General features: G+C 38.6%; 23 protein-coding genes, 2 pseudogenes and 1 riboswitch. Of the genes and pseudogenes, 4 read left to right on the forward strand and 21 right to left on the reverse strand.

From position 1 onward, the window contains the following. Positions 1 to 32 precede the first annotated feature (32 nt). Complete coding sequence (locus ABDZ91_RS09715; protein WP_343798507.1) at positions 33 to 1,571, reverse strand: ABC transporter substrate-binding protein; 1,539 nt, start codon at positions 1,569 to 1,571, stop codon at positions 33 to 35. 123 nt (positions 1,572 to 1,694) lie between these two features. Beyond that, positions 1,695 to 1,810, reverse strand: a riboswitch (SAM riboswitch). Between the two features lie 205 nt (positions 1,811 to 2,015). On the opposite strand from ABDZ91_RS09715, the gene ABDZ91_RS09720 reads away from it, so the two are divergent. After that, a complete protein-coding gene (locus ABDZ91_RS09720; RefSeq protein ID WP_343798509.1) occupies positions 2,016 to 2,744 on the forward strand; it encodes a hypothetical protein in 729 nt (242 codons plus the stop codon). A 6-nt stretch (positions 2,745 to 2,750) separates the two neighbouring features. On the opposite strand, the gene ABDZ91_RS09725 is transcribed toward ABDZ91_RS09720, so the two are convergent. Beyond that, positions 2,751 to 3,080, reverse strand: coding sequence for a hypothetical protein (locus ABDZ91_RS09725; RefSeq protein ID WP_343798511.1), 330 nt, complete (start codon positions 3,078 to 3,080; stop codon positions 2,751 to 2,753). Between the two features lie 280 nt (positions 3,081 to 3,360). Further along, a complete protein-coding gene (rlmD, locus tag ABDZ91_RS09730; protein ID WP_343798513.1) occupies positions 3,361 to 4,755 on the reverse strand; it encodes a 23S rRNA (uracil(1939)-C(5))-methyltransferase RlmD in 1,395 nt (464 codons plus the stop codon). Positions 4,756 to 5,013: 258 nt separating this feature from the next. Here rlmD and ABDZ91_RS09735 point away from each other — a divergent pair, with 258 nt between their 5' ends. After that, on the forward strand, positions 5,014 to 5,565 hold the full coding sequence (locus tag ABDZ91_RS09735) for a helix-turn-helix domain-containing protein (protein WP_343798515.1): 552 nt from the start codon (positions 5,014 to 5,016) through the stop codon (positions 5,563 to 5,565). Positions 5,566 to 5,823: 258 nt separating this feature from the next. Here ABDZ91_RS09735 and ABDZ91_RS09740 read toward each other — a convergent pair whose 3' ends face one another. From ABDZ91_RS09740 to ABDZ91_RS09805, 14 genes and pseudogenes are all read right to left on the reverse strand, one after another. Beyond that, positions 5,824 to 5,952 (reverse strand): YjcZ family sporulation protein, encoded by a 129-nt coding sequence (locus ABDZ91_RS09740; protein ID WP_343798517.1) that lies wholly within the window; start codon positions 5,950 to 5,952, stop codon positions 5,824 to 5,826. Positions 5,953 to 6,254: 302 nt separating this feature from the next. Further along, positions 6,255 to 6,347, reverse strand: a complete 93-nt coding sequence (locus ABDZ91_RS09745) for a YjcZ family sporulation protein (protein ID WP_343798519.1) — start codon at positions 6,345 to 6,347, stop codon at positions 6,255 to 6,257. Positions 6,348 to 6,599: 252 nt separating this feature from the next. Further along, on the reverse strand, positions 6,600 to 6,935 hold the full coding sequence (locus tag ABDZ91_RS09750; RefSeq protein ID WP_425541817.1) for a YnfA family protein: 336 nt from the start codon (positions 6,933 to 6,935) through the stop codon (positions 6,600 to 6,602). Between the two features lie 123 nt (positions 6,936 to 7,058). Then, positions 7,059 to 8,054 (reverse strand): sigma-70 family RNA polymerase sigma factor, encoded by a 996-nt coding sequence (locus ABDZ91_RS09755; RefSeq protein ID WP_343798521.1) that lies wholly within the window; start codon positions 8,052 to 8,054, stop codon positions 7,059 to 7,061. 112 nt (positions 8,055 to 8,166) lie between these two features. Beyond that, positions 8,167 to 8,277 (reverse strand): annotated as a pseudogene (locus tag ABDZ91_RS09760) (SDR family oxidoreductase); the annotation flags it as partial. A gap of 3 nt (positions 8,278 to 8,280) precedes the next feature. After that, positions 8,281 to 8,370 (reverse strand): annotated as a pseudogene (locus ABDZ91_RS09765) (SAM-dependent methyltransferase); the annotation flags it as partial. Between the two features lie 21 nt (positions 8,371 to 8,391). Beyond that, a complete protein-coding gene (locus tag ABDZ91_RS09770; protein ID WP_343798522.1) occupies positions 8,392 to 8,763 on the reverse strand; it encodes a glyoxalase superfamily protein in 372 nt (123 codons plus the stop codon). 646 nt (positions 8,764 to 9,409) lie between these two features. Beyond that, a complete protein-coding gene (gene floT, locus ABDZ91_RS09775; protein WP_343798524.1) occupies positions 9,410 to 10,957 on the reverse strand; it encodes a flotillin lipid rafts scaffold protein FloT in 1,548 nt (515 codons plus the stop codon). Positions 10,958 to 10,970: 13 nt separating this feature from the next. Beyond that, entirely contained in the window at positions 10,971 to 11,510 is a 540-nt protein-coding gene (locus ABDZ91_RS09780) for an NfeD family membrane protein (protein ID WP_343798526.1), read from the reverse strand. A gap of 13 nt (positions 11,511 to 11,523) precedes the next feature. After that, positions 11,524 to 12,210, reverse strand: a complete 687-nt coding sequence (locus tag ABDZ91_RS09785; protein ID WP_343798527.1) for a PspA/IM30 family protein — start codon at positions 12,208 to 12,210, stop codon at positions 11,524 to 11,526. A 232-nt stretch (positions 12,211 to 12,442) separates the two neighbouring features. Continuing rightward, positions 12,443 to 13,525 carry a glycosyltransferase gene (locus ABDZ91_RS09790; RefSeq protein WP_343798529.1) on the reverse strand — a complete coding sequence of 361 codons (1,083 nt, stop codon included), beginning with the start codon at positions 13,523 to 13,525 and terminating at the stop codon, positions 12,443 to 12,445. Positions 13,526 to 13,811: 286 nt separating this feature from the next. Next, on the reverse strand, positions 13,812 to 15,530 hold the full coding sequence (locus ABDZ91_RS09795; protein WP_343798531.1) for an NTTRR-F1 domain: 1,719 nt from the start codon (positions 15,528 to 15,530) through the stop codon (positions 13,812 to 13,814). Between the two features lie 261 nt (positions 15,531 to 15,791). Beyond that, positions 15,792 to 16,490 (reverse strand): N-acetyltransferase, encoded by a 699-nt coding sequence (locus ABDZ91_RS09800; RefSeq protein ID WP_343798533.1) that lies wholly within the window; start codon positions 16,488 to 16,490, stop codon positions 15,792 to 15,794. 57 nt (positions 16,491 to 16,547) lie between these two features. Next, positions 16,548 to 17,531, reverse strand: a complete 984-nt coding sequence (locus ABDZ91_RS09805; protein ID WP_343798534.1) for a glycosyltransferase — start codon at positions 17,529 to 17,531, stop codon at positions 16,548 to 16,550. A gap of 142 nt (positions 17,532 to 17,673) precedes the next feature. On the opposite strand from ABDZ91_RS09805, the gene ABDZ91_RS09810 reads away from it, so the two are divergent. Further along, a complete protein-coding gene (locus ABDZ91_RS09810; protein ID WP_343798535.1) occupies positions 17,674 to 18,678 on the forward strand; it encodes a DUF4855 domain-containing protein in 1,005 nt (334 codons plus the stop codon). A 285-nt stretch (positions 18,679 to 18,963) separates the two neighbouring features. On the opposite strand, the gene ABDZ91_RS09815 is transcribed toward ABDZ91_RS09810, so the two are convergent. From ABDZ91_RS09815 to ABDZ91_RS09830, 4 genes are read right to left on the reverse strand one after another with little or no spacing between them, the layout of a single operon-like run. After that, entirely contained in the window at positions 18,964 to 19,953 is a 990-nt protein-coding gene (locus tag ABDZ91_RS09815; protein WP_343798537.1) for a glycosyltransferase family protein, read from the reverse strand. Then, a complete protein-coding gene (locus tag ABDZ91_RS09820) occupies positions 19,928 to 20,899 on the reverse strand; it encodes an NAD-dependent epimerase/dehydratase family protein (protein WP_343798540.1) in 972 nt (323 codons plus the stop codon). The genes ABDZ91_RS09815 and ABDZ91_RS09820 overlap by 26 nt, the downstream gene beginning before the upstream one ends. After that, a complete protein-coding gene (locus ABDZ91_RS09825) occupies positions 20,896 to 21,984 on the reverse strand; it encodes a Gfo/Idh/MocA family protein (protein WP_343798542.1) in 1,089 nt (362 codons plus the stop codon). The genes ABDZ91_RS09820 and ABDZ91_RS09825 overlap by 4 nt, the downstream gene beginning before the upstream one ends. Beyond that, entirely contained in the window at positions 21,974 to 23,089 is a 1,116-nt protein-coding gene (locus ABDZ91_RS09830) for a DegT/DnrJ/EryC1/StrS family aminotransferase (RefSeq protein WP_343798544.1), read from the reverse strand. Before ABDZ91_RS09830 ends, ABDZ91_RS09825 begins: the two co-directional genes overlap by 11 nt. Before the next feature lie 307 nt (positions 23,090 to 23,396). On the opposite strand from ABDZ91_RS09830, the gene ABDZ91_RS09835 reads away from it, so the two are divergent. Next, positions 23,397 to 24,710, forward strand: coding sequence for a nucleotide sugar dehydrogenase (locus ABDZ91_RS09835; protein WP_343798546.1), 1,314 nt, complete (start codon positions 23,397 to 23,399; stop codon positions 24,708 to 24,710). The last annotated feature ends 106 nt before the right edge of the window (positions 24,711 to 24,816 follow it).

Consider the following 24,816-nt stretch of genomic DNA (forward strand, 5'->3'; position numbering starts at 1 on the left):
GAGGTGTTGCGAACTTCGCAACACCCTCATTTTTACTCAAAATATAAGGTTTCTGGACGGACAATCCCATCCGGTACATGGGTAAATCCTTTAACATTTTTTTTCATTACTTTCACGTCTTGTTCATGGTAAAGAAAAATATAAGGTGCTTCTTCAAATAAAATTTCGGAGAATGTTTGATAATTTTCTGCCCGAACTTTTTGGTCTACTGATGTACGAGCCTCATTTAATAAGCGATCCATTTCATCATTATTTATTCCAGTAAAATTATAAACTCCATCAGAAACAAAGTAGTTATAGGCATTACCGTCCGGGTCAGTACGGCCACTCCACCCTAGGCGTGTCACGTCAAAATTACCACTGAATTCATCTTCAATCAGTTTTCCTCGTTCAACCATTTCAATATCCATCGTAATTCCGATTTCCTTTAACATGGATTGAAGCATTTGCGCAGTTTGTTTTTCTGTTTCGCTAGGAGCAATTTTAATCGTAAAGCTCGGGTTTTCAATTCCAGATTCCTTTACCAACTGTTTCGCTTTTTCAATATCTCCTTCAGGAATTGCAATATCTGAATTGTTTGCCCAACTAGAAGGAGGGAACGGACTTACGGAAGGTACTGCCCCACCGTGAAATACAACGGATGCCAATGCTTGACGGTCGATTCCAATATTAATGGCTTCACGTATATTTTTATTATTAAATGGCTCTCTACTCATATTGAGATGCATTCCTTGGAATCCAAGGCCATCCACTCTAGAAACAGTGATTCCTGCATTCTTTTCAAGTTGAGCAATATCCTTAAAACCAATAGTTGTTACAATATCTAAATCTCCAGAAGTCATGTTCGTGACTCGAATGTTTTCATCTGTAATGGTCTTATAAACTACTTCTTTAATTTTTGGAGCTTCTCCCCAATAATCGTCATTACGCGTCAATGTAATATGACTTTGTGCTACTCGTTCCACAAATTTATATGGACCTGCACCAACCGGTTTATTGGCAATGTCTTCACCCAACTCTTGAATAGCCGTTGGTGAAATCATCATTCCTGCTCTGTCCGTAAGAACACTTAAGAACGGTGCGTACGGTTCTGTTAAAACAACCTCTAATGTTGTTTCATTCACTACATTCACTTGATCAATCAATTCTAATTCAGATTTACGTGGTGAACCAAAATCGGGATCTAGCATACGCTCGAAGTTGAATTTTACAGCCTCTGCGTTAAAGTCTGTACCATCATGGAAGGTTACGTCTTCACGCAAAGAAAATGTATATGTTTTTCCATCATCAGAAATGTCCCATTCTTTCACTAAACTAGGAACAATCTCTAGGTCCTCATTTACCTCTAATAGCTTGCTATACACTCCCTGTAATACTTGTCTATCAACAGAAGATGAGGATCTGTGGGGGTCTAGGCTTGGTGGTTCAGCATCTAAACCAATGGTTAACGTATCTTTTTTAGGTGTATCTGTGTTTGTTTGTGCTTGGTTACTAGAATCTTTTCCACATCCAGATAGGATAAAGAAAAGAGAAACTAATAGTAACAGTCCAGCTTGCAAGTTCTTTTTCATTTCTTCTATCTCCCTTATTTTTATTCGTGCTGTACTTAATTTCTTTTCATAAAAAAATCCCTCTTCAGCATAAGAAGAGGGATTACTGTGATATAGTCAAACTACATCATATATGAACCACTCTTCCCATCTTTCAAGTCAAAATGACTTGAAGGAATTGGCACGGTGTTTTATACGTTGGTATAAAATCCGCTGCCGAGGTTTCACAGGGCCAGTCCCTCCACCTCTCTGGATAAGAAGATTATTTGCTTTTATGTAGTAAAGCACTGCTGCGTTAATACTATACTAGGAAACTTATTTTTGTCAATAAAATAAATGCAAGAATAAATATTCTAATTATTTTTAATAGACTGATATAATAAGTTAATGTTGCACAACATCAGATGTTTTTGGGCATCCTAATAAACAGGACACCCTATATTTTTAAAATCCAGGAGAGTAAAAATGTTTTTCTTTCATAATTTTGAACAAAAACTCTTACAGTTACCTAAAAAGGAAGTATACCAAAAAGAAGATTTGATGATTGATGACTTTCTATACGCAAAGGACGATAACCTAGAAGTCTTTTGGGCTCCCTTTGAATACATAAATCAGGACGCTAAAGTGATTATGCTAGGGATTACCCCTGGATGGACACAAATGCAATTAGCCTATAATTATGTTCGAACGCACATGGATGAGAAACATCGGAAAACTATGTTGTGTAATGTCAAAAAGCAGGCAAGCTTTGGAGGAAAAGGGATACGAAAGAACCTAATTGAGATGCTTGATGGGATTGGCCTGAATCAGCACTTGAATATCAAAAGTTGTTCTGAGCTCTATGAAGATAAAAATGACCTCTTACATTCCTCTTCTACTCTAAGATATCCCGTATTTATCAATAAAAGGAACTATACTGGTTCAAGCCCTTCTATGCTTAAGCATCCTTTACTATTAGAGATGATTCATGAATTGTTAGTACCTGAATTTAGAGAAGTGAAAGATGCTTTAATTATTCCTGCGGGCAAGGCTGTTTCTGAAGTTCTTCGTTACTTAGTGGAAAAGGGCATGGTTGATAATCAAACGATTCTTTTTGATTTCCCTCATCCGTCTGGAGCAAATGGACATCGAAAGAAGCAGTATGAAGAAAAGAAAGTGTGGTTTAAAGATACGTTAAAGGGGCATTTCAATTAAAAATCATTAGCCAAAGTAAACTCTTACCCTACCTTCCTTTTGTGCTGTGGCTAGACAGTTTTTTATAAAAATCAGGATTTGTTTTTGATCCCATCCTATAGAATCATTATTTAACTGAGAGACATCCTTTTTGTATAAGGTATAATAGGTCCTCAAAGCCTTTTCAATCTGCTCTACTGTAAAAGTAGTACTACCCCCTGAACCACTAACTCCTGCATAAAACATCTCTGCCTCGAGTAACCGGTATAGGATGGTGGCATTATAATTACCCATGCTAAAACGAGCATAAGCAATTTCTGCTCCTGCTTTATTAATTCCATAAATATCATGACCCATTAATTCATCCTCCTTCATTTGTAATCATTTTTTAATGGATACGTTAACTTTGCAAGTAAATAAGATACTGAAGTAAGTGGGTGTTCGTGTAGTAACGAAAAGGTACGTTGAGAAGTTGTCCAAAAATTTGGGATACGAGGTTCAAGGTAGAGAAAACGCAGAGTGTTAGGCAGGAAAAAACTGGTTGTACCATTAATTTTCCATAATCTATTAAACTTGTCAATAATAATAATTCGACAAACCCATTTGTTACCCATTCATACTGAATAGAAGCAGGCCCTTAACGGATGCCTGCTTCTTCTTTTAAAACTAATTGCGATACGCACTCAACATGTCCCGTCTGTGGGAACATATCTACCGGCTGCACTTCAAGTGTATGGTAGCCACCGTCTTCTAGAATCCTTAAATCCCTTGCAAGAGTCGCTGGATCACAGGAAACATACACTACTTTTTTTGGCTTCATTTTTATGATGGTTTCTAGTAGAGACGCATCACAACCTTTACGAGGTGGGTCCACAACAAGGACATCAGCACGGACTCCATTGTCATACCACTCAGGGATGACTTCTTCTGCTTTTCCCACTGCGAACTCTACTTTGTCTTGGAGGGAGTTCAACTCAGCATTTGCTTTTGCATCCTCAATAGCTTCCGGCACAATTTCAACACCGTACACTTTCTTTGCCTTTTGTGCCAAAAACAGGGAGATGGTTCCGATTCCACAGTATGCGTCTATCACCGTTTCTTCTCCTGATAAACCTGCATATTCAAGCGCCTTTCCATACAGAACTTCCGTCTGTTCTGGATTGACCTGGTAGAAAGATTTAGCCGAAATCGCAAATTTGATATCTCCGATGTTGTCATAAATGACATCTCGGCCCCAAAGGACACGTGTTTCTTCACCTAAAATGACATTTGTACGTTTACTGTTGACGTTCTGAACGATTGATTTTACACCTGGCACTTTATCAATAATCTCTTGTACAATTTGCTTACGGTTAGGAAGGTCCTTTGTCATCGTAACCAGAACAACCATCACTTCTTCAGTGGCTTGTCCGATTCTCGCCATAATATGCCGAAGTGTTCCCTTATGTTTCTTTTCGTCGTAAGCTTGAATTCCGTATTGATCACATATTTCTTTGACAGCTTGGATAACCTCATCGTTCTTTTCCTTCTGGATAATACAACGATCCATATTGATGATGTCATGGCTTCTCTTTTGATAAAATCCGGCAATCAGACCGCCTTCTCGCATGCCAACTGGGACTTGTGCTTTATTTCTGTATTTCCACGGATCCTTCATACCAAGAACAGGGTGGACCGGAACATCTGGGAGCTTCCCGATTCTAGTCATGACGTCACGAACATGTTTTTCTTTTGCTTTTAGCTGACCTTCATAGCTTAGGTGTTGTAAAGAGCACCCACCACATTGATGATACACGGGACAAGGTGGAGCTACCCTGTCTGGACTTTCTTCATAAATGTCAATGATACGTCCGAATCCGTATCCTTTTTGAACTTTTGTTACTTTGATTTTGGCTTTTTCACCTGGCAATGCTTGAGGTACAAAGAGTGGATATCCTTCAACCTTTGCCACTCCCGCCCCATCGTGGGTTAAGTCTTCAAAGGTAACATCTATATATTCATTTTTTTCAACAGGCGCTGGCTGCTTACTCATTTGAATCTTCCTTTAAGTTAAAATGTTTAAACAAACGTTTGTTTAAATGACGCTATTCATTGTACCATAAGGCTTTAGAAGTTTGGCTATGTAAAACTTATACTTTAATCAGTATACCCTTATTGGGGTGAAGACAGTAGGGAATGTCCTCATATTTGATTTTGTATCCGTGTTTGAACTATGATTATCATAAATGATACTAATGGGCGAAGGTGGGACAATGAAACCTGTCCCCCTGTCCCAGAAAGGAGGCTGATTGTGAAGAAATCTGAATCGAAGTTGGATTTGTTATTACATCCTGTACGGATGCGGATTGTTCAGTGTTTGGCTGGTGGTAAGCAGCGCACTCCTCAAGAGATGTCCTCGATATTAAATGATGTCCCTCCTGCTACTTTATATCGACATATTAACAAATTGGCCCACGCTGAGCTTTTAGACGTTGTGGAGGAGCGGCCCATTAGAGGAACAGTGGAAAGGGTTTATACACTTTCAGCTGAAAATTCACATGTTCATCCCGAGGAATTGGCCAATTTGTCAAAGGAAGACCACGTGAAGTATTTTACTGGCTTTTTAACTCATCTTATGATGGATTTTGAGCAATATTTACAGCGTGACCATGTTGACTTTATTCAGGATGGTGTAGGCTATCGACAAATATTAATCAATTTGAGTGACGAAGAACTAATAGAGTTTGGACAGAAAATGAATGAATTTTTACAATCCAAAATCAACAACCAGCCTGGTGAAGGGCGAACTTTACGAAAAATCTCTAGTATCATTATTCCTTCTGATGACCCTTCTTCTGAATAATAATAATTACACAGAACAAATGCGCAAGCGCCTCGATCAGCCCCGACAAGCACAAGACAAGCCGGCGAGAAGGTTGCTTTTTAACCTTCTTGACGGATTGGCTTGTGACCTCGAGGGGCTAGGCGCTGGAGCTGGCCGGAGACCCATTTCATGCAAAGTTATACACAAGCGGCGATTTTATAATTTCCTAAACACACCAAAAATGCGGCTGCCTGAATGACAGCCGCATTGATATGGTTCACCCTTACCTAGCTTATATTAGCTAAAGCAAATGCAACCAACAATAACTAGTAGGATAAACAATACAACAATTAGCACGAAGCTATTGTTACCGGAGTAAGCTCCTCCTACGTTGTTGTAACCGTTATAACCATAACCACACCACATACATGTTCACCTCCCGAACACTTTCTACATTATCGTACGCAGTATTGGGACAATCTGCGTCGGACAAACGTTTAATTTTCTTAAAATATTGGGACTTTTTTATATCCTCTTTATTCCAAAATTCAACCACCACTGGCGTATCTGTATTAACCTAGTTGTTTTTCTACTTCATTCCAATAGTCAGTGGAAATTACTGAGAAGTTCTCACACGAACTTCATGAAGTCGTTGTATTAGGCGGTGCAAGCCTTATTTATCTGTTCCCGATCTTCACACAAAGGAGATGCCAAACTAAAGTTCAACATTAAAACCAGCCGTAGTTCGTACCAACAATAATCAACAAGATGAAAAGAACTACAATTAGTGGAAAGAAAAAGTTATTCTCGCTGTGTCCCATAAATTCCACCTCCTAAAAGTAAGCTCACCCTATCATATGTCCAAGCCCCCAATATGTTTGGGACAAGGGTGGAGATTGATAAAATTAGGCGCAAATATTGGAGCCTATATTTGTCCATGATAAAAATACGTAGGAACAATTATGTCCCTACGCTTGGTTTGCTGTTAATAAAGCTAAAGAGCCTACAATGAGAATATTCTTTAACCAATTGATTGTATATTCTTCCTTTTTATAAAGTTTTTCTGTTTCGAATCATGAACGCGGAGCAAACAACATTACCGAAACACCCACGATACAGATTCCAGCTCCTACCCAATCGTACGCATCAGGTGTTTTTCTATCTATTCCCCATCCCCATAAAACGGATAAAACGATAAAAACTCCACCGTAGGCAGCATACACTCTACCAAAGGATGGGAAATATTGGAAGGTTGCGATTACACCATATAACACTAAAGCTAAACCTCCACTTACTCCCCAATAGAAAGGTTTGCCTTCTCTTAACCATAACCAAATTAAATAGCCGCCACCAATCTCAGTTAACCCTGCTAGAATAAATAAAACAAGTGCACTAATAATGAAAATCACATCCTGTTAAAGTACTTTATCTATATTTATTTATAACTTACACTAGCTATGGAAATTCTGGAATAACGCAGTAAAAAAGTGCATTTTCCGTCTTGGAAAACACACTCACTTTTTAACCAAATACTATTCTTGGCCAAGATGAGTAACGTTTGTTGCAGATAATAAATTCCCATCTGGGTCCTCAAAACCAAAGCCACCTTTTGTTGATCCTGGGAAGAAGTTTAGATCCGTAACCTTCACACCCTCTTGCTTTAAATAGGAATGGAATCGCTCAAGATCTTGGATAAAAAAATCTATCGTACTATGGATTACACCCGTGTTGGTATTTTTAAAGTGAAGGCGACTGCTATCATCTGTTTGCACAAGATAAAGAGTTGGCACTCCTATCCGACTTGGGCCCTGAAGATGTAGCATGGCGGCATGTTCGTCTTGATGGACAGCCTTAATTCCTAATATCTTGCTATACCAAGCTACTGATTGTTCTACATTCGAAACAGGTATTTCAATCGTTGCAATTCGAGGAACAATTCTCCACATAACTTCTTCTTCAAACTCTTTGCCCATTCGTTTATGATCAAATGATTTTTCCATACCATCTAACAGCTCCTTTTTTAATTTGGCTTTGGCCCTTCTTAATCTACTTTCTATCGCACTGTGAGAAATTTGAAGTAGTTTCCCGATTTCTTTAGCTGTGTAACCAGATATATAATTTAAGATAATGGCGATTCTGTATTTGTCTTCTAGTTGGTCAAGGGCATCCCAAATAAAATCTTTCACGCTGTCATGGAAGGATACCTCACCGGAGCTATGGGCGTCATGATAGATTGTTTCTTCTTGTATTCGTGCCTTTTTTCTTAATACATCCATACATTGATTTCTAGTAATGGTCATTAACCAGCTAGAAAATTTATCACCTTCACCCAGCTGTGCTAACTTCAACCACGCTTTAACAAACACTTCCTGCGCGATATCCTCCGCTTGATACGAATCTCTCATTTTACTGAAAGCCACTGAATAAACAAGATTAGAATATCTATGGACTAACTCCGCATAGGCATCATAGTTTCCATGTAATGATTGGGTGACAAGCTCCCTGTCCGTACTATCTTTAAAACTCATCATTACCCTCCTTTCAACTATATAGACGTAGGTAAACATCTGAAACTGTCATGATTTGATAGAATTTTTCACAAAAAAGGAGAGGACTGAGATCCTCCCTTTTTCCGGCCATTTAACCCCTTCTAAATCCACCTTCTGAATGGATTACCTTTCCCGTTATCCACCCCGCCTCATCACTAACCAGAAAAGAGATTAGATTTGCGACTTCCTTTGGCAAACCAATTCAGGAAAGATAAAAATTCAGTTCAATTCCCTCTGCCATCGATTTATCACTTTCATACATTTTTGTGCAAAGTTCCCCGTAATAATCGGTCACTGTGATTTCTCCCCATATCCCTTAATTTGTCCACTCTAGTATTTCAATCCGATTTCCGAACGGATCCCATATATAAATTCGGTCCGCTCCCGGTAGTTTATCATCTTTTTGATAGTTTACATTTTTGTCTTCTAAGTGGTTTATAAACGCGCTTAAATTATTCATAGAGAACGCAGGATGTGCCTTTTTGGCTGGTCCAAATGGCTCTTCAATCCCAATATGAATTTGGATGGACTCTGTTTGAAACCAGGCTCCTCCATTTTTCTTTAATTCTTCAGGCTTTTCGATTTCCTGAAAACCTAATATCCCCTGATAAAACTCTCTCGCCTTTTCTTCGGATCCCTTTGGTGCAGCCAATTGAACGTGATCAATTGATTTAAATAAAAAACCCATCTGCCTCATCCCCTTTTCTACTCTTTATTATATAAGAGAGTGGTAGGGATTCCTATTACTGTAAAATTATTTAAGCTTATAAGCTTTACTTATATTTAATATTAAACACAAAAAAAGCCCCCATTATAATGGGAGCCAGAAAAAGGGGGAATACACATTGGTAGTATTACTATTGCCGGTTTGGGTTCGTTTTATACATTAAAATGATAGTTTTCTTGAATTTGTGTTAAACAGTGATGTCATGAGCTTTTACTGGAGCAAATTTAATGAAAACCGGCTTTTGAGGTTGCTAGTTTGCCTAGATTTCGGAACTTGGCAGGCTGTTTTCAGAACTGGGCATTACTTTTCCAGAAGTAAGAACGGATTATTCGGAAGTTTTTAGCTCTTTTCAGAAGTTTATTATGATTTTTCAGAAGTTATAACATATATCAGAACTTAGACTGTTTTTTCAGAACTAAGTGAGCGGTTATCCGAACTCAGTCAGGATCCAACTGGGACACTAAACCTGTCCCCTCTGTCCCACCACAAAAAAATGCAGACCTCTGATGGAGGTCTGCCCAGTCAATATATTCTAGGGGGAATACATTTTCTTTATTACTATTCCCCGTTTTTCATAGATTTATACATGCATCTTACAATTTTCCTTTTATTGTTCTTTTTCTTCTACATCCGCTGATTCTGTTGCGGCCATTTGGTTGTTGGTTTCTTTCATATTGAAAGAGAAACCATCTAAGTTAGTAAGTGAACGGTTTTTTCCTGTTACGTTTTCTAGTAGTTCTTTCACATCAATTCCTGATGAAGCTTTTAATGTTTCTTGTAAGCTAGACATTAGGTTGGTTGCATAGTTGGTTACTTTGTTGGCACCACCTGAACCGTTACCACCTGTATCAACGACTGTAATCTTATCGATGTTACCAAGTGGGCTAGCAACTTCTTTCGCATATTCAGGAAGCATTCTTACGATCATGTCTAGAATTGCAGCCTGACCATAGTGTTCAAATGCTTCTGCAATCTTACGTTTCGCTTCGGCTTCTGCCAGACCTTTCAGGCGGATAACTTCTGCTTCAGATTCACCTTGTGCTCTTTCGGCATCGGCTTTCGCAACCCCGGCCATTCGTACTTTCTCCGCTTCAGCCTTAGCCATGGCTTCCACTTGATATTTGTTTGCATCCGCTTCAGCCATTTGTTTAGATTTATGCGCTTCTGCGGCTTGAACAACGGCATAACGATCAGCATCGGCTTTCTTCTTGACTTCGGAATCGTATTGCTTTTCACGACGCATGATTTCTTTTTCTTCAAGCTCGATTTGTTTTTGACGCTCGATGATTTTAACTTGCATCTCTTGTTCAGTTACTTCTTGCTTGGCACGTGCTGTTTCTAAATCGTACGCTTGGTCAGCACGGGCTTTTGCACTATCTTGCTCTCTTCTGTATTCAGCCATTTTCATTTGATTTATTTTTTCTGCTTCCGCAACTTCAGTCGCACGCTCTAACTCTGACTTCTTCGCATCCTTATCAGCTTCCGCACGCTTAATACGTGTTTCTTTATCCGCCTCTGCTGTTGCGATATCAGCATCACGTTTCACTTGCGCAATTCTTGGTTTACCTAAGGATTCAAGGTATCCATTTTTATCACGGACATCTTTAATCGTGAAGGAAACAATGATAAGACCCATCTTCGCTAAATCTTGTGAAGCTACTCTTTGAACTTCTTGAGAGAATTTTTCCCTATTTTTATAGATCTCTTCTACTGTCATAGAACCTAAAATTGAGCGGAGATGACCCTCTAGTACTTCTCTTGCTTCGTTTTCACGATCTGCTTTTGATTTCCCTAAAAACTGCTCAGCAGCAGTCGCAATTTCACTAATAGAACCACCGATTTTGATAATTGCAGTACCATCAGCCATAACAGGCACACCTTGCTCTGTGTACACTTCTGGTGTACTAACATCTAGTTTGCTAGATAGTAAGCTTAGTGGCTCTGCTTGCTGGAATACCGGTAGAATAAACGTACCGCCACCACGGACTATTTTTATTTTGTTTCCTGCTTCATCTACATGTACATTTTTACTTCCTAAGTAACTACCTGTTACGATAAGTGCCTCATCCGGTCCTGCTGTTCTATATTTAGAAACAAATACAAGAATTAGAGCAAGGACTAGGAATGCGACCACTCCTACAATTACCCACAACATCTAGACATTCCCCCTATTTTAAAAGTTCATCAAATGATTCATGTGGAGTGACATATAGGACTCCTGATTTAATATCTACTACTAAAACCTGACTTCCTTCTTTTATCGGAAGGTCGTCAAAGCTTGCAGCTGGCTTTGCAATATTTCCACTATTACTCTCAATGACTACTTCACCAAACCCATCTTCGGGAACAGAGATAATCACTTTTCCAATTCGACCTTTTAACGACTCCTCTGTATATACCAACGATTCTTCTGCTGACGCTAATGGAACCAGGACAAAAACGTTTAAGAGGACATCTAATATGATTGCAATAATGGCTGAGATGGCTATAATTAACAAGCTATTGAGGGGCGTGAGCTGCTCAAATAGATACCCACTAGCTGAGAAGAATGTGATAAATGATAGAATCAGTGTCGGATTTAGGAATCCTGTAGCCTCAGCTACCCCCTCAAGAACATCTCCAAACAATATATACAGAACTGTGATAATACCAGAAATGATGAGCGCCGTTAAATAGATCGTTTCAATAGGTGTCCCAAACAGTTCCATCACTCTTCATCCTTTAGCTTGATTTTTTCTCCTCTTCTTGAAGCTGTTCTTTCAAACGTTCCAGCTCTAAATCAACTTCACTTTTACCAGCTAATTCTTTAAGCTCTTGGTCCAAGGACTTATTCATGATTTGAAGGTCCTCACTCGTTTCAGCCTCAGCTTCTTCTCTTAACACTTTTTCTTCCATTCTTTCAAAGCCTTTTTTGGCACTAGCTGTGTTGGAATTAGATAATGAGCGGTTAATGGAGGTTTTGACTCTTGCTGCTTCTGCTCTTGCTTTTAAGGAGTTGCGTTTTAATTCCATTTCGCGGAATTCATTTTTCATGACCTTCAGCTTTTCCTTCAGTTCCACTACTTGTTGCAGTGCGTTTGTATGAAGGTCTTCTAGCTGCTGAAGTTCTTTCGTTAAATTGTTTTTGTCTTCTAGAGCTCGCTTGGCTAAATCTTCACGATTACTCTTTAAAGCCTCAACTGCCTGAGTTTGTCTGGTTTCAATCAGCTTTTTCGTGTCATCCACTTTCCGACCTAAAAGCTTCTCTTCTCCCATTATTTTTGCAGTAGCCTTTTCTGCCTCTACAATTTCCTTATTCATGTCTCTCATGTACTGATCGATCATGTGAATCGGATCCTCTGCCTTATCAATCAGTGCGTGTAGTTCAGAGCTAACAACGGTTTTCACCCTTTTAAAAAGTTCGAACATGAAAAATCCCTCCTTTTTATCTCTGAAGACCCACTGCCTTCATTGTACTATTATTTACGGAGAGATATGGAAAAAAGTTTCAAAAAAGATGCGAATTTTCCAATAAAAAGCTCGCCTACTGGCGAGCTTATTGGCGATGGTAGGGCGTAGTTGCACTGATACTCCTAGATGTGCGTACCTTCTTCCTTTCAATACTTCTGATTGTCCCTCGTTATAACCCTCCTTCTGTTTTCTACTTTTCGAGTCCAAGTTTTGATTGGAGGAGGTTTCTGTTATGGAGGATTCTTTGATCTTTTGGTCGATATTTTGCAGCTTCTTCATTATGATAGTAGGATTTTTCGAAGTTACCAAGATTATAGTAGCAGACGCACATTTGTAAATGTGGGTACCAAGTATAATATGCGGGATAACTGAAACTCCATTTTTCTGATTGCGGCACAGCTTGAGTGGCAAGGTTATACCAAAAGATTGCATGATTGTATTCTCGTTTTCGTTGATAGCAGTAACCTATCCGACTACAAGTTTCTGCACGTGGTACCTTAGAAAACTCGAACGATTGAAATAACGATTTAATTTCATTTTCAGTATCTCCTAAATATCTATAGCAATCGGCTTTATTTATGCATGCATAAACCTTGTCCTCGATCCACCCTTCCTTCATAGAGATATTATGATCATAGGCCTCAATTGCTTTTTCGTAATGACCATTCTCCCTAAGTTCATTTCCATAATAAAAATAGTCCCTTGCAGAGAAGGTTTCACCACGATCAATTTTATTTTGATAGATATTTAGATTTCTTCCTACAGAATGTTTTATTTTCTTATGAGTAATTGAAATATCTGAATTTATAATGTTTCCATAAACCTCAAGATATTGGTGACAATCACCTTTCCATATAAAGTTCTTTTCTCGTTTAACAAGACGATTTCTACGGTATCGCAAAGTTACATTTCCAAATTCATCGGTCCCTGCATCATAATACATCGATACGGAATCTACAGATGGATCCAATGTTTCCTTTAATTCTTTAAGTTTTCTTTGATCGTCCTCCAGAAGAACATCATCTGCATCGAGATATAAGATATAATCCTTTGTAGCATATTTAAAGGACTCATTTCTTGCTGCCGCAAAGTTCCCAATCCATTCGAAGTAAAAAACACGATCTGTATATTGCTTTGCAATTTCAACCGTACGATCTGTAGAGCCAGTGTCTACTATATTAATCTCATCCACAATATCTTTTACAGTATCGAGACACCTAGCCAGTACTCCCTCTTCATTTTTAACAATCATACAAAGACTAATAGTAACCATTTTTTTCTCCTTTCTCCTCATGCTTAATGGGGAAATAGTTTATTTTATTTTTCCATGTATCTTATTAAGTCCTTGTCCATTTCGTTTGTGCATATATCCTTCTTTTCTTAAAAAAGGTGCATGATTCTCACAATCTTCCAAATAAAAATATACAATCAAATACCCGAAAATTCTTACCAAAATTGCATCCCTATCTTTTTTTAAAAAGCAAAACCTCCCCTACATTTCATAGAGAAGGTTTCACTGTTTTTAAAAAAATCCACTACTTGCCGTTCAGCTATTATCCTTATGGGCCAGTCGGACCTGTTGGGCCTGTCGGACCTGTTGGGCCTGTCGCTCCTGTCGCTCCTGTTGCTCCGGTTGCTCCTGTTGCTCCTGTTGCTCCTGTCGCTCCTGTTGCTCCGGTTGCTCCGGTTGCTCCTGTTGGACCTGTTGCTCCTGTCGCTCCTGTTGCTCCTGTCGCTCCTGTTGCTCCTGTTGCTCCCGTTGCTCCCGTTGCTCCTGTTGCTCCGGTTGCTCCGGTTGCTCCGGTTGCTCCGGTTGCTCCTGTCGCTCCTGTTGCTCCTGTCGCTCCTGTTGCTCCTGTTGCTCCTGTTGCTCCAGTAGGACCTGTTGCTCCGGTTGCTCCTGTTGCTCCAGTAGGACCTGTTGCTCCTGTCGCTCCTGTCACTCCAGCAGGACCTGTTGCTCCGGTTGCTCCTGTCGCTCCGGTTGCTCCGGTTGGACCTGTTGCTCCTGTTGCTCCCGTAGGACCTGTTGCTCCGGTTGCTCCGGTCGCTCCGGTTGCTCCGGTTGCTCCGGTTGCTCCGGTTGCCCCTGTTGCTCCCGTTGCTCCCGTAGGACCTGTTGCTCCGGTTGCTCCTGTTGCTCCGGTTGCTCCTGTTGCTCCGGTTGCTCCTGTTGCTCCTGTTGCTCCTGTTGCTCCGGTTGCTCCGGTTGCTCCGGTTGCTCCGGTCGCTCCGGTTGCTCCGGTTGCTCCTGTTGCTCCCGTTGCTCCTGTTGCTCCCGTTGCTCCCGTTGCTCCTGTCGCTCCAGTAGGACCTGTTGCTCCCGTTGCTCCAGTAGGACCTGTTGCTCCGGTTGCTCCTGTTGCTCCGGTTGCTCCTGTTGCTCCAGTAGGACCTGTTGCTCCTGTCGCTCCGGTTGCTCCTGTTGCTCCTGTTGCTCCTGTTGCTCCTGTCGCTCCTGTCGCCCCGGTTGCTCCGGTTGCCCCTGTTGCTCCTGTCGCTCCTGTAGGACCTGTTGCTCCGGTTGCTCCTGTTGCTCCGGTTGCTCCTGTTGCTCCTGTCGCTCCGGTTGCTCCGGTTGCTCCGGTTGTTCCGGTTGCTCCTGTCGCTCCGGTTGCTCCTGTTGCTCCTGTTGCTCCTGTCGCTCCGGTTGCTCCTGTCGCTCCAGTAGGACCAGTTGCTCCTGTTTCTCCTGCCGGACCTGTTGGACCTGTCGCACCAGTTTCTCCTGCCGGACCTGTTGGACCTGTCGCACCAGTTTCTCCTGCCGGACCTGTTGGACCTGTTGGACCTCTTAATCCACTTGCTTCAGCCGCTAGCAATGCTACATCATCAACTAGAATATCTGCACTTCCCGCTTGAGGTAACTTGTTAATGATTACAAGTGCCTGTGTGGTTCCTAAAGGGGCTGGTTCAGTATTTCCATATATCTCTAACCACGTATTGTTTTCTACATTTGGAAGTCTATTGGCAGGTATATTTAAGATAAGCCCGTAGCCAAGGAAGTTAAAAGACGCGTCATAATAGATTACGGAAATACTAATCGGAGGACTTGAGGCGACCCCAATTTTTGCCAATGAAGTCAAAAATTCAAATTGTTCGCCAGACTCGATTGGAACGAATTGTAAAATAAAAGCATTCGCATCTCCACCAGTCATTCTCACAGAGAAAAAGCCTGAATGAGAAAACTCGCTCGTAACAATTGAGTTAACTCCAATCCAAGGGTTTAATGAACCGGTTTCAAAGCCACCGTTTTCAATACGATCATTTATAGACATAGTTGCCCTCCCTTCTATCATTTTTTATTAGTTTCAAACATCTGTATCTACAGTGTTGAAACATACGATATTATACGTGTATGCTTGTATTATTGACCGGACAAATTCACTCGGTAATTCGCACATTTTATTAAAAAAATTATAATAAAATTTTGAAATAATAATAAAAAAATCCACCTTACTTACTCCCTATAGTCATATAGAGAATAAGAAAGATGGTGACTACGTAGCCAAAATCCTTTATTGTCCTGTTTAAAATATTCACTGTTTTTTGATTATTTTTCCAGGATTACCAACCACTGTTGTATTTGCTGGAATATCCTTCGTGATAACACTGCCCGCTCCAACAATTGCATTCTCGCCTATGATTACTGCTGGTAAAAGCGTAGCATTGTTTCCGATTTTAGCTCCCCTTCTAATAATAGGTCCTTGGTGCTTAAAATTGCCCATCCCCATGTACTTATCATTGGAAGTTGAACAACACGGACCAATAAATACTTCATCCTCAATTTCCATATCTGCAGTAATATAAGATCCCGTTTGGATAGTGACTCTCTTTCCAATTATTGTGTTATTCTCAACAATTACATTACGTCCAACCACACTATCTTCCCCAACCGTTACTTTTTCACGGATGCTTGTCAAATCACCTACAAAAACTCCTTTTTCAAGCTTTACATGGCGATATATGACACTATTACATCCAATAATTACATCTTCTTCTATAACCAACGAATCAAGATTAATTTCTAGTTTTCTAGCCATTTTTTTATTAGAAGATGTTGGCTTTCCGAGAACTGTAAGGTCTCCAATTTTAACATGGTTTCCAATCCTTGTATCTTTCTTGATAACCGTGTGATTTCCAATATCTACATGGTCTCCAATAACAACGTTCTCTTCTATAATCACATTTTCTCCAATTGAAACATTCTCCCCTATTTTCGCTGTTACATGGATCATACAAGACCTCCATAATAAATATTAATTTGGCACAGACATACCTCTGAATCTTTATATTTAAAGCTGTTCATAAATCTTTAATAACTGATCTGCTACAAGGTCAGCAGCATGAAATTTCTCAACATACTTTCTTCCAGCCTGGCCTAGTTCATAACGCTTTTCTGGATTTTGAATTAACTCTTGTAGTACCTCGCCAATATTTTCAGGAGTTGCCTGTACAATTGGAAGGTCACTAGGAAAGTTATTTCGAATATCATCTCTAATAAAAGCAACAACCGGTTTTCCCATGGCCATTGCTTCTACACTGAGCATTCCATAAGTTCCACAAAGCAATTGATCTATAATGATATCTGCCTTTTGGTACATAGCAAGTGCTTTCTCGTGGCTCATTTTTTCAAGGACTGTGTAGGTGAATTGATTACTTCCTTTAATTTCCTCAATTGCTTTTTCTATATAGTCAGATCCTTTAAATTCTCTATTTGTTGGTGCATGAATAATAAGTGGATTATTATTTTTCGGGGATGGATAAACCGCCTTAAACTTTTCAATATTACAAGCAAGTGGTACAACGAAAACATTTTTGTAATAGTCTTTTACATATGGGTAAGCCTCATAATCTTGAACAATTGCGGTATCAATATACTGAGATAACTTTGTAAGCTGGTTATGAATTTCTTCATCCGTGTAATAAGTTGGAGGTAGAGGATAAGGATTTAACTGACTTACCTTTTCGACAGTACGAACGTCACTTCCCCAATGATGCATGACCATTTTCTTTCCCATTTCTTTTAATATAGGTAAATCATTAAAACCTTGAATAAAAGTGTTGGCATTATGAAAATGAAAAACATCCGCATTCTTGACAAGAAAATCGAGTTCCTTTAGCAATTCAAAGGTATCTGTATTGATAATATCCCCTCTATAGTTCAGGTAAGTGTGAAAGCAGTTGTATCCAGCTGCTGGATTCCCTCTTTTTCTAAGTTCCGTACAAATAATCCCCATCTGTCCTGCTATTTCAGTTGGTGCATGAACAATTTTCATACTCATCTCTCCTTTCCTAAATAGTATATTCATTAGGGATAAGTTGGTTATATATATCCAACAAATTTGGGAAAGTGCACTCACATATCTTGGATAAGTATCATATCTTAAATTAGGACTTCAAGGAAAAGGGTGAATTAGTTTGACAACAAATGAATATATGTCTGCAGATGAGTTGGGAGTACAAAATCACATTTGCCTTCTCCCCTATGGAAAAGGGTTTGAAAACGCGGTTAAAGATTGGACAACTGATGATTTAAAGCCGTACCAATCTTATGTTGTGAATGGAGAAGCTGTTGACACTATGTTTAAAGGATTGATTTTCACTCCAATTACTGGTAGGGGCCATCATTTTATCACTCCAATGTATGCTCACCTTGGAGATGAGGCTCAGAAAAAGGATTGGAAAATAGCGATAAAAAGACTTTTTCAGTTCGATTATAACTTTGGCGCAGCTGCACAGAACACGAAAGATGGCCAAACAACAGATATATGGGTCACCTTACCTTACCCAATTTTTTCCCAAACTAACTTTGGTGTAGTCAATGGAGAAGACATAAATTTTAAAGAGGAAGATAATAGATTTCTTGTGGTAAAATGGTGGATTGATAAATTTATCAATTGTTGGAACATGGCGAAAAAACTCCACAATAAGTTAACCTTTAGAGGTTTTGTTTGGCCACGAGCTTCTATTGATAGCAGTGACGAAGAATTAGTTAAAAAAGTAACAGACTATATTCGGACTCAAGACGTGTTATCCTTATGGCTTCAGCAGTATGGATCAACAGGTTGCGTAAACTGGAAGGAGTTTGGCTTTGACGCAGCTTGTACACATCCTAACTTTTTCGGAACTTCATGGCCGGACTTTACTTGGATTGCCAATACGACTGTTTTTGCCAGACATTATCACACAGGTTTTCAAATTTCTTTTGGAAAGGGTCTTCTCTTTAAGGAAAACCACTTGCTAGATTATTTAAACTATGGAGTTTATAACGAATATATGAATGATAGCCTACTTGTGTTTGAGTTTCCTAATCAAACCATGAAGGAAATCATTGAAAACCATCCTGTTGAATATAATTACCTTTATTCTTTTATTAAAAAGAATTATGTACCTGTTTATCCAACAGCTGCTTTCCCGTCATAAAAAATTCCTTTTAAACCGGTTAAGGACACCTCAATCCTTTTATACCGGTTTTTTATTTTCCCGTTACCAAAAAGTAATGCTTGAAGATTGACACCTTTAACCTCACACTTCTTAAAACTTTTAAGGCAATTCAGCGCTTCATTTTTTTAACACTGTCCCAACTATATTGAAAAGACCCTATAGCACAGGCGATTTTGGGTAGACGCCCTCCGCTATAAGGTACCTAAAAGAAAACAATCAAACGTAATTAAAAACCTATTTTCTACTTACATAATTTAAACTCTTTTATTCTTTTAAATTTGAATATATTTGCAATAATTTATCTACAACAACATCATGAGAATGATAATTTTCAACATACTGTCTGCCTTTTTTTCCAAGCTCTACACGTAATTCTGGATTTACAAGTAACTTTTTGACTTGTTCGTATAAATTATTGGGGTTGGAGTTAACAATCGGCAAATTAGATGGAAACATAGGTATGAGATCCGAACGAATATAGGCTAATACAGGTTTCCCTAATGCCATCCCTTCCACACTAAATAATCCGTACGATCCACATAAAACTTGATCTATTATAATATCTGCATCCCTGTAGAACTTAATCGCATCGTCATGTTTCATTTTTTCAATCCGTATATAGTCAAATTCGTAATTCTCCTTTAACTTTTCTATTGTCTTTTCAACATAGAAAGTCCCCTTAAATTCTGGATTTGTTGGTGCATGTAGAATTAACGGCCTTTCCTTACTAACCTTGGGATATTTAAGAGTGAAAGATCCAAGGTCTATTGCAATTGGCAACACGTGTACCTTATCATAATAGTCCTTCACATAATCATACACTTCATAGTCTTGAACAATTGCCTCTTTGATGTATTTAGTAATTTTCAATAATTTTTCATGTATTTCTTCATTTGGAGGTGAATCTCCTGTGAATACATATGCGTTATTGATTCTGGCTAAGTCATGAAACCTTACATCATTTCCCCAATGATGCATAATCATTTTTTTGTTTCTTTGCTTGATTTCTGGCAAATCTGAGAATCCAGGACAAAGTGTTGTTCCGTAATGAAAATGGAATAGGTCAAACGAATCGAGGATCTCCTGGTATCCTTCATGGAGCCCCTCTTGATTCGTATTGATTAGATTATCTTGATATCCTAGATAAGAATGAAAGGTATTATAACCAACTGCAAAGTATCCCCTTTTATTCAGAGCGCTACTTAATATCCCCATTTGTCCAGCAATTTCAGTTGTACCGTGAAATATTCTCATCCGTTTCAACTCCTTTTAGCCAGGTATAGGTTTTTTTTATACCTTCCTCTAGGGAGTGATGTTTATTCCAATTTAATTCAGCTTGTATTTTCTCTGCATTGATACATCTCCTCTGTACCACATCTACTTTTCGTTTAGGTGCAAACTTTACTGGGAGATCTTCATACCCTGTCATTTTTCGAATAACTTTTGCCAGGTCGAGAACACTCGTTTCAATTCCAGTTCCTACATTGTATACAGAACCGATTGCTTTCTCTTCCTGAACCACCAACAAAACCGCATCAAGTGCATCTTCAACATAGGTAAAATCTCTCGTCTGGCTTCCGTCTCCATAAATAACCATAGGTTCCTGATTCTTTACAGCTTCAAAAAACTTGGAGACAACCCCACAATAAGGATTAGAAGCAAGTTGTCCAGGGCCGTATACGTTTGAAAATCTTATAATACTTATCGGCAAATGATACAGATGATGATAAACGTGGCAGTAGTGCTCCATCGAAAATTTACTTGCTGCATAAGGAAGACTAATATTATAGTAGTCCTCTGGTGTTGGTAAAATTTTTGCATCACCATATACAGAAGTAGTGGATGCATATACAAATCGTTTAAGTCTAGGACAGCATTGGACAGCCTTACGTAATAACAAACTGCCACCGTAAAGATTAGTATTGAAGTCTGCTTCAATATTCTCTACTGATAGGACTAAATTTTTACATGCAAAATGGAAGATGTACTCAACATGAGGTAGTACTTCTTCCAGAATGTTTTCATTTGTGAGACTTTCATGATAAAAAGATATTTGCTCTGATTGGGGAATGGCTGCTCTATTTCCTGTTGATAAATCATCAATAATATAGATATGGTCACATAATGGGAGTAACTTTTTTACAAGTTGTGACCCTAAAAACCCTGCTCCTCCTGTAACCATAACTTTTCCTAGTTTCATTGAGTTTCTCCTTCCTTTCTAATCAAATTCACTGTCGAAAACGATGATAAAGGTAATTGGATCACTTGTTTAGTCAGATCAGATTGATAAATAGCAAAAATTGTTTCTAGGGCTTTTTTGCCCTCTTCTCCACTTATTAGTAGATTTTGAGTGTCTGAATTGATCGCTTCCATGAAATTTTGGTACATATAAATCTGTTCATTTCCATCGTCAGCAAGCTTAATCAACTCTTCCAAACTTGTATTTTCTCCCTCAATATACCATCGGGAAATGGTATTTAAAGTTGGGCCCCCTTTGAGGGAAATCGTTCCCTTTTCTCCAAATATAGATAAAGAATATCCTAGATTATCTGGCTGGGTGATTATATTTGCCTCTACAATCCCTTTTGCATTATTTTGAAAGTTTAATATTCCTAAAGCAATATCTTCCGTTTCTTTTTGTGCTGATGCATTTTCACAAATCTCACCATATACAGTTTTAACATCGCCTAGGAACCACTGAAGCAAATCAACTAAATGAATTCCTTGATTGATTAACATTCCACCATCACTGTTCCACTTTCCTCTCCAAGAAGCTGCAGAATAGTAGTCCTGTGAACGGTTAATCCGTATTGACACCACTCCTAAATATGGTTTTCCAATTTTCCCCTCATCTACTACCTTTTTAATTTTTTGCATCAACGGTCGAAATCTTAGCTGATGACAAACCATAAGCACCTTCTCTTTCTGTTTTGCCAATTGAATCAATTCATTAGATTCTTCAATAGACAAAGCCATTGGTTTTTCTAAAATCACGTGCTTATTTGATAATAAAGCTGCTTTAGCCATTTGTGCATGTAGTCCAGAGATAGAGGTAATAATGATTGCATCAATTTCTTGATTTGAGAGCATTTCTTCGTAATTTTTATAACCCTTCATTGGGTGAGTTTTTCCGGAATTATCTTGGTAAAATTGCTTGGATTCCTCCATTCTAACTTCAAGTAAATCACTAAGTGCGACTAACTGTGCCTCTTCACAATTGGATAAAGCCTGTATATGTTTTCTAGATATATATCCACAGCCAATCAATCCAAATCTAATTGTCATTTTTCACCCCTCCTGTTTTGCATAAAATAGATATAATTTTATCCTGTTCATCTTCTGTTAAAAAAGGATGCATGGGAATGGCAAATAGTCTTTCTGATACCGACTCTGACTGTGGCATGTCCCCTTTTTTATACCCAAGGAAGGCATATACTTCTTGGAGATGCAAGCAAAGAGGGTAGTACACGCCTGATTGAATCTGAGATTTAGATAGTTCGTCCATTATTTCTTCTCTCATAACAGACTCAACACAGAACAAATGATATATGTGGGTTCGGTTATCCGCTTCAAAAGGTAATTTAATGTGAGGTGAATTCTGGAGATACTGTTGATAACGTTTCGCTAGATTTCTTCTATTTTCATTCCATTCGTCTATTTTTTCTAGATTTATCAGTAAAATGGCTGCATGAATCTCATCAAGCCGACTATTGTACCCAATACGATCATGAAAATATTTTTGTGTGGACCCATGAGTCCGAAGTTTTCTTATATTTTCAGCCAATTCTTTATTGGAGGTCGTAATAATCCCTCCGTCTCCCATTGTCCCCAGGTTTTTTGTCGGAAAAAACGAGAAACAGGCTGCGTCTGCTAAACTTCCAACTGGCTGATTGTTGTATGTTGATCCAAACGCTTGGCATGCATCTTCAATCACGTAAAGATGATGTTTTTTTGCAATTTCCATGATTTCATTCATATCCGCTGGTTGTCCGAACAAGTGAACTGGAATTATCGCTTTTGTAGCCGATGTGATTTTCCTTTCAACTTCAGAAGGGTCAATATTATAGGTAAGTGGGTTAATATCTGCAAATACTGGTACAGCTCCCACCCTCGATATAGCCTCTGCACTTGCAAAAAAAGTGAACGGAGTAGTGATCACTTCATCTCCCTTTCCTATACCTAACGCATCTAGAGTCAAAACAAGGGCATCTGTACCATTAGCAACTGCTATTGCATCAGACACCCCAATTCTTTTTTCAATTCTTTCCTCAAGTTCTTTAACCCTTGGTCCTAGAATGTACTGCCCACTTGCAATAACCTCATCTATTTCCTGTAGAATTTCTTTTTTAACACTCTCAAACTGACGTTTTAAGTCCACTAGATTAATCATTTTCTTCCCCTTCTTTTCTATCTCAAATTTTATACTGTCCTATTACTTTTTTGAGATCTTGATTTTATTTTTTCAACATAACCTATGACAGATGATACTGGTGCGGAACGGCAAAAAACCTAGTTTCCTACTTTAATTAAGGTTTATCGCTCTTAAAAATTGATTTACTAGCGTTCACTTCTTACTAGACTCATTGGATTCCCTTTTTTTGCCTAAATTTCTACAATTCAGATGTTTGTCCATTCCCTAACAAGACAAAATGCATACATTACAATAACTGACATCAGTTGAAAGGGTGATAAATAAAATGGAAGTACATGATGAACTTGTAATGGCTAAAGAGACAGTTGCTGTTATTGGTCTAGGCTTTGTTGGGCTACCTTTATCAGTTATGCTGGCTGAAAAGGGGTTCCATGTAACAGGAATCGATGTGGACAACAGTAAAATAAATAAAATTATGAATTTCCAAAGTTATATTGGAGATATTGATAATTCAAGGTTAAAGAAAGTTGTAAACAACGGATGGTTACATCCAACTTCTAATTTTGATGAAATAAGAGCAGTTAAAAATATTATTATTTGTGTTCCGACACCTCTGACAAACGATAAAAAACCTGATATACAATTTATCCTTAAAGCAGGAAAGGAAATTCAGAAGAGACTGCAAAGTGGCCAACTTATTATATTAGAAAGTTCCACTTTCCCTGGTACTACTAAGGAAATTTTATTGCCTATACTAGAAGAAAGTGGATTAAAAGTAGGTACAGACTTTTTTCTAGCAAATTCTCCAGAAAGAATTGATCCTGGAAATAGTAAATATTCTGTAGATGAAATCCCTAAAGTAATTGGTGGTATTACAAATAAGTGTAAGGAAGTGGCAGTCTCATTTTATAGAAAGGTTTATAAGACGGTTGTCCCTGTTACCTCAGCAGAAGCAGCAGAGTTTACCAAACTCCTAGAAAATACATTTAGGTTTGTTAACATCTCCTTTATTAATGAGATGGCCATTCTTTGCGAGCAATTAAAAATCGATATCTGGGAGGTAATAGAAGCCGCCTCAACTAAACCATATGGTTTTACTCCGTTTTATCCAGGTCCTGGAATAGGTGGCCATTGTATTCCTGTCGACCCATTATATCTTCAATGGAAACTGAAGCAATTAGATACAACAAGTGAATTCATTTCAATCTCTAGCCAAACAAATGAGAGAATAATCGAACACATCACAAGCCGTGTTGAAAAGATTCTGAATCCTACTTCTCTATCCTCGGCAAAGATTCTTATTTACGGGGTTACTTATAAAAAGGACGTGGCAGATACAAGGGATTCTACTGCTATAGAGGTGATGAAACAATTAAGACAAAAAGGGGCCGACGTCCAATATCATGACCCTTACGTTCCGTTATTAAATATTGCAGGTGATATATATGCATCCAAGGATATGACGGAGGATTTACTGCGTGAAATGGACTGTGTCATCATTTTAACTGACCATGCCGTTATACCGTTGGAGCAAATCGTAACCCATGCACGAATTGTTTTTGATACGAAAAATGTAACAAAGGGCCTGAATGAATCTTCCTTAATTGTCCGCTTAGGTGAAGGTAGTATCGACCTTTAAATAGGACAGGCAATTTTTTTGAAAAATATTAGATAGATACTTTACATGAAGTAGAATTTGATTTTTTAAAAGATTTTACTGTATTCAAAAATTTATACACCATATA

It is taken from the genome of Bacillus carboniphilus, assembly GCF_039522365.1.
GTDB classification, from domain to species: Bacteria; Bacillota; Bacilli; order Bacillales; family JC228; genus Bacillus_BF; species Bacillus_BF carboniphilus.

What these genes read in the sequence shown, in the direction of transcription:
- ABDZ91_RS09790 (WP_343798529.1), bottom strand. Translation starts at nt 13,525, where the DNA reads ATGGTTACTATTAGTCTTTGTATGATTGTTAAAAATGAAGAGGGAGTA.
- ABDZ91_RS09825 (WP_343798542.1), bottom strand. Translation starts at nt 21,984, where the DNA reads ATGACAATTAGATTTGGATTGATTGGCTGTGGATATATATCTAGAAAA.
- ABDZ91_RS09740 (WP_343798517.1), bottom strand. Translation starts at nt 5,952, where the DNA reads ATGTGGTGTGGTTATGGTTATAACGGTTACAACAACGTAGGAGGAGCT.
- ABDZ91_RS09800 (WP_343798533.1), bottom strand. Translation starts at nt 16,490, where the DNA reads ATGATCCATGTAACAGCGAAAATAGGGGAGAATGTTTCAATTGGAGAA.
- ABDZ91_RS09805 (WP_343798534.1), bottom strand. Translation starts at nt 17,531, where the DNA reads ATGAAAATTGTTCATGCACCAACTGAAATAGCAGGACAGATGGGGATT.
- ABDZ91_RS09785 (WP_343798527.1), bottom strand. Translation starts at nt 12,210, where the DNA reads ATGTTCGAACTTTTTAAAAGGGTGAAAACCGTTGTTAGCTCTGAACTA.
- ABDZ91_RS09770 (WP_343798522.1), bottom strand. Translation starts at nt 8,763, where the DNA reads ATGGGTTTTTTATTTAAATCAATTGATCACGTTCAATTGGCTGCACCA.
- rlmD (WP_343798513.1), bottom strand. Translation starts at nt 4,755, where the DNA reads ATGAGTAAGCAGCCAGCGCCTGTTGAAAAAAATGAATATATAGATGTT.
- ABDZ91_RS09830 (WP_343798544.1), bottom strand. Translation starts at nt 23,089, where the DNA reads ATGATTAATCTAGTGGACTTAAAACGTCAGTTTGAGAGTGTTAAAAAA.
- ABDZ91_RS09815 (WP_343798537.1), bottom strand. Translation starts at nt 19,953, where the DNA reads ATGAGAATATTTCACGGTACAACTGAAATTGCTGGACAAATGGGGATA.
- floT (WP_343798524.1), bottom strand. Translation starts at nt 10,957, where the DNA reads ATGTTGTGGGTAATTGTAGGAGTGGTCGCATTCCTAGTCCTTGCTCTA.
- ABDZ91_RS09780 (WP_343798526.1), bottom strand. Translation starts at nt 11,510, where the DNA reads ATGGAACTGTTTGGGACACCTATTGAAACGATCTATTTAACGGCGCTC.
- ABDZ91_RS09720 (WP_343798509.1), top strand. Translation starts at nt 2,016, where the DNA reads ATGTTTTTCTTTCATAATTTTGAACAAAAACTCTTACAGTTACCTAAA.
- ABDZ91_RS09725 (WP_343798511.1), bottom strand. Translation starts at nt 3,080, where the DNA reads ATGGGTCATGATATTTATGGAATTAATAAAGCAGGAGCAGAAATTGCT.
- ABDZ91_RS09715 (WP_343798507.1), bottom strand. Translation starts at nt 1,571, where the DNA reads ATGAAAAAGAACTTGCAAGCTGGACTGTTACTATTAGTTTCTCTTTTC.
- ABDZ91_RS09795 (WP_343798531.1), bottom strand. Translation starts at nt 15,530, where the DNA reads ATGTCTATAAATGATCGTATTGAAAACGGTGGCTTTGAAACCGGTTCA.
- ABDZ91_RS09835 (WP_343798546.1), top strand. Translation starts at nt 23,397, where the DNA reads ATGGAAGTACATGATGAACTTGTAATGGCTAAAGAGACAGTTGCTGTT.
- ABDZ91_RS09755 (WP_343798521.1), bottom strand. Translation starts at nt 8,054, where the DNA reads ATGAGTTTTAAAGATAGTACGGACAGGGAGCTTGTCACCCAATCATTA.
- ABDZ91_RS09820 (WP_343798540.1), bottom strand. Translation starts at nt 20,899, where the DNA reads ATGAAACTAGGAAAAGTTATGGTTACAGGAGGAGCAGGGTTTTTAGGG.
- ABDZ91_RS09745 (WP_343798519.1), bottom strand. Translation starts at nt 6,347, where the DNA reads ATGGGACACAGCGAGAATAACTTTTTCTTTCCACTAATTGTAGTTCTT.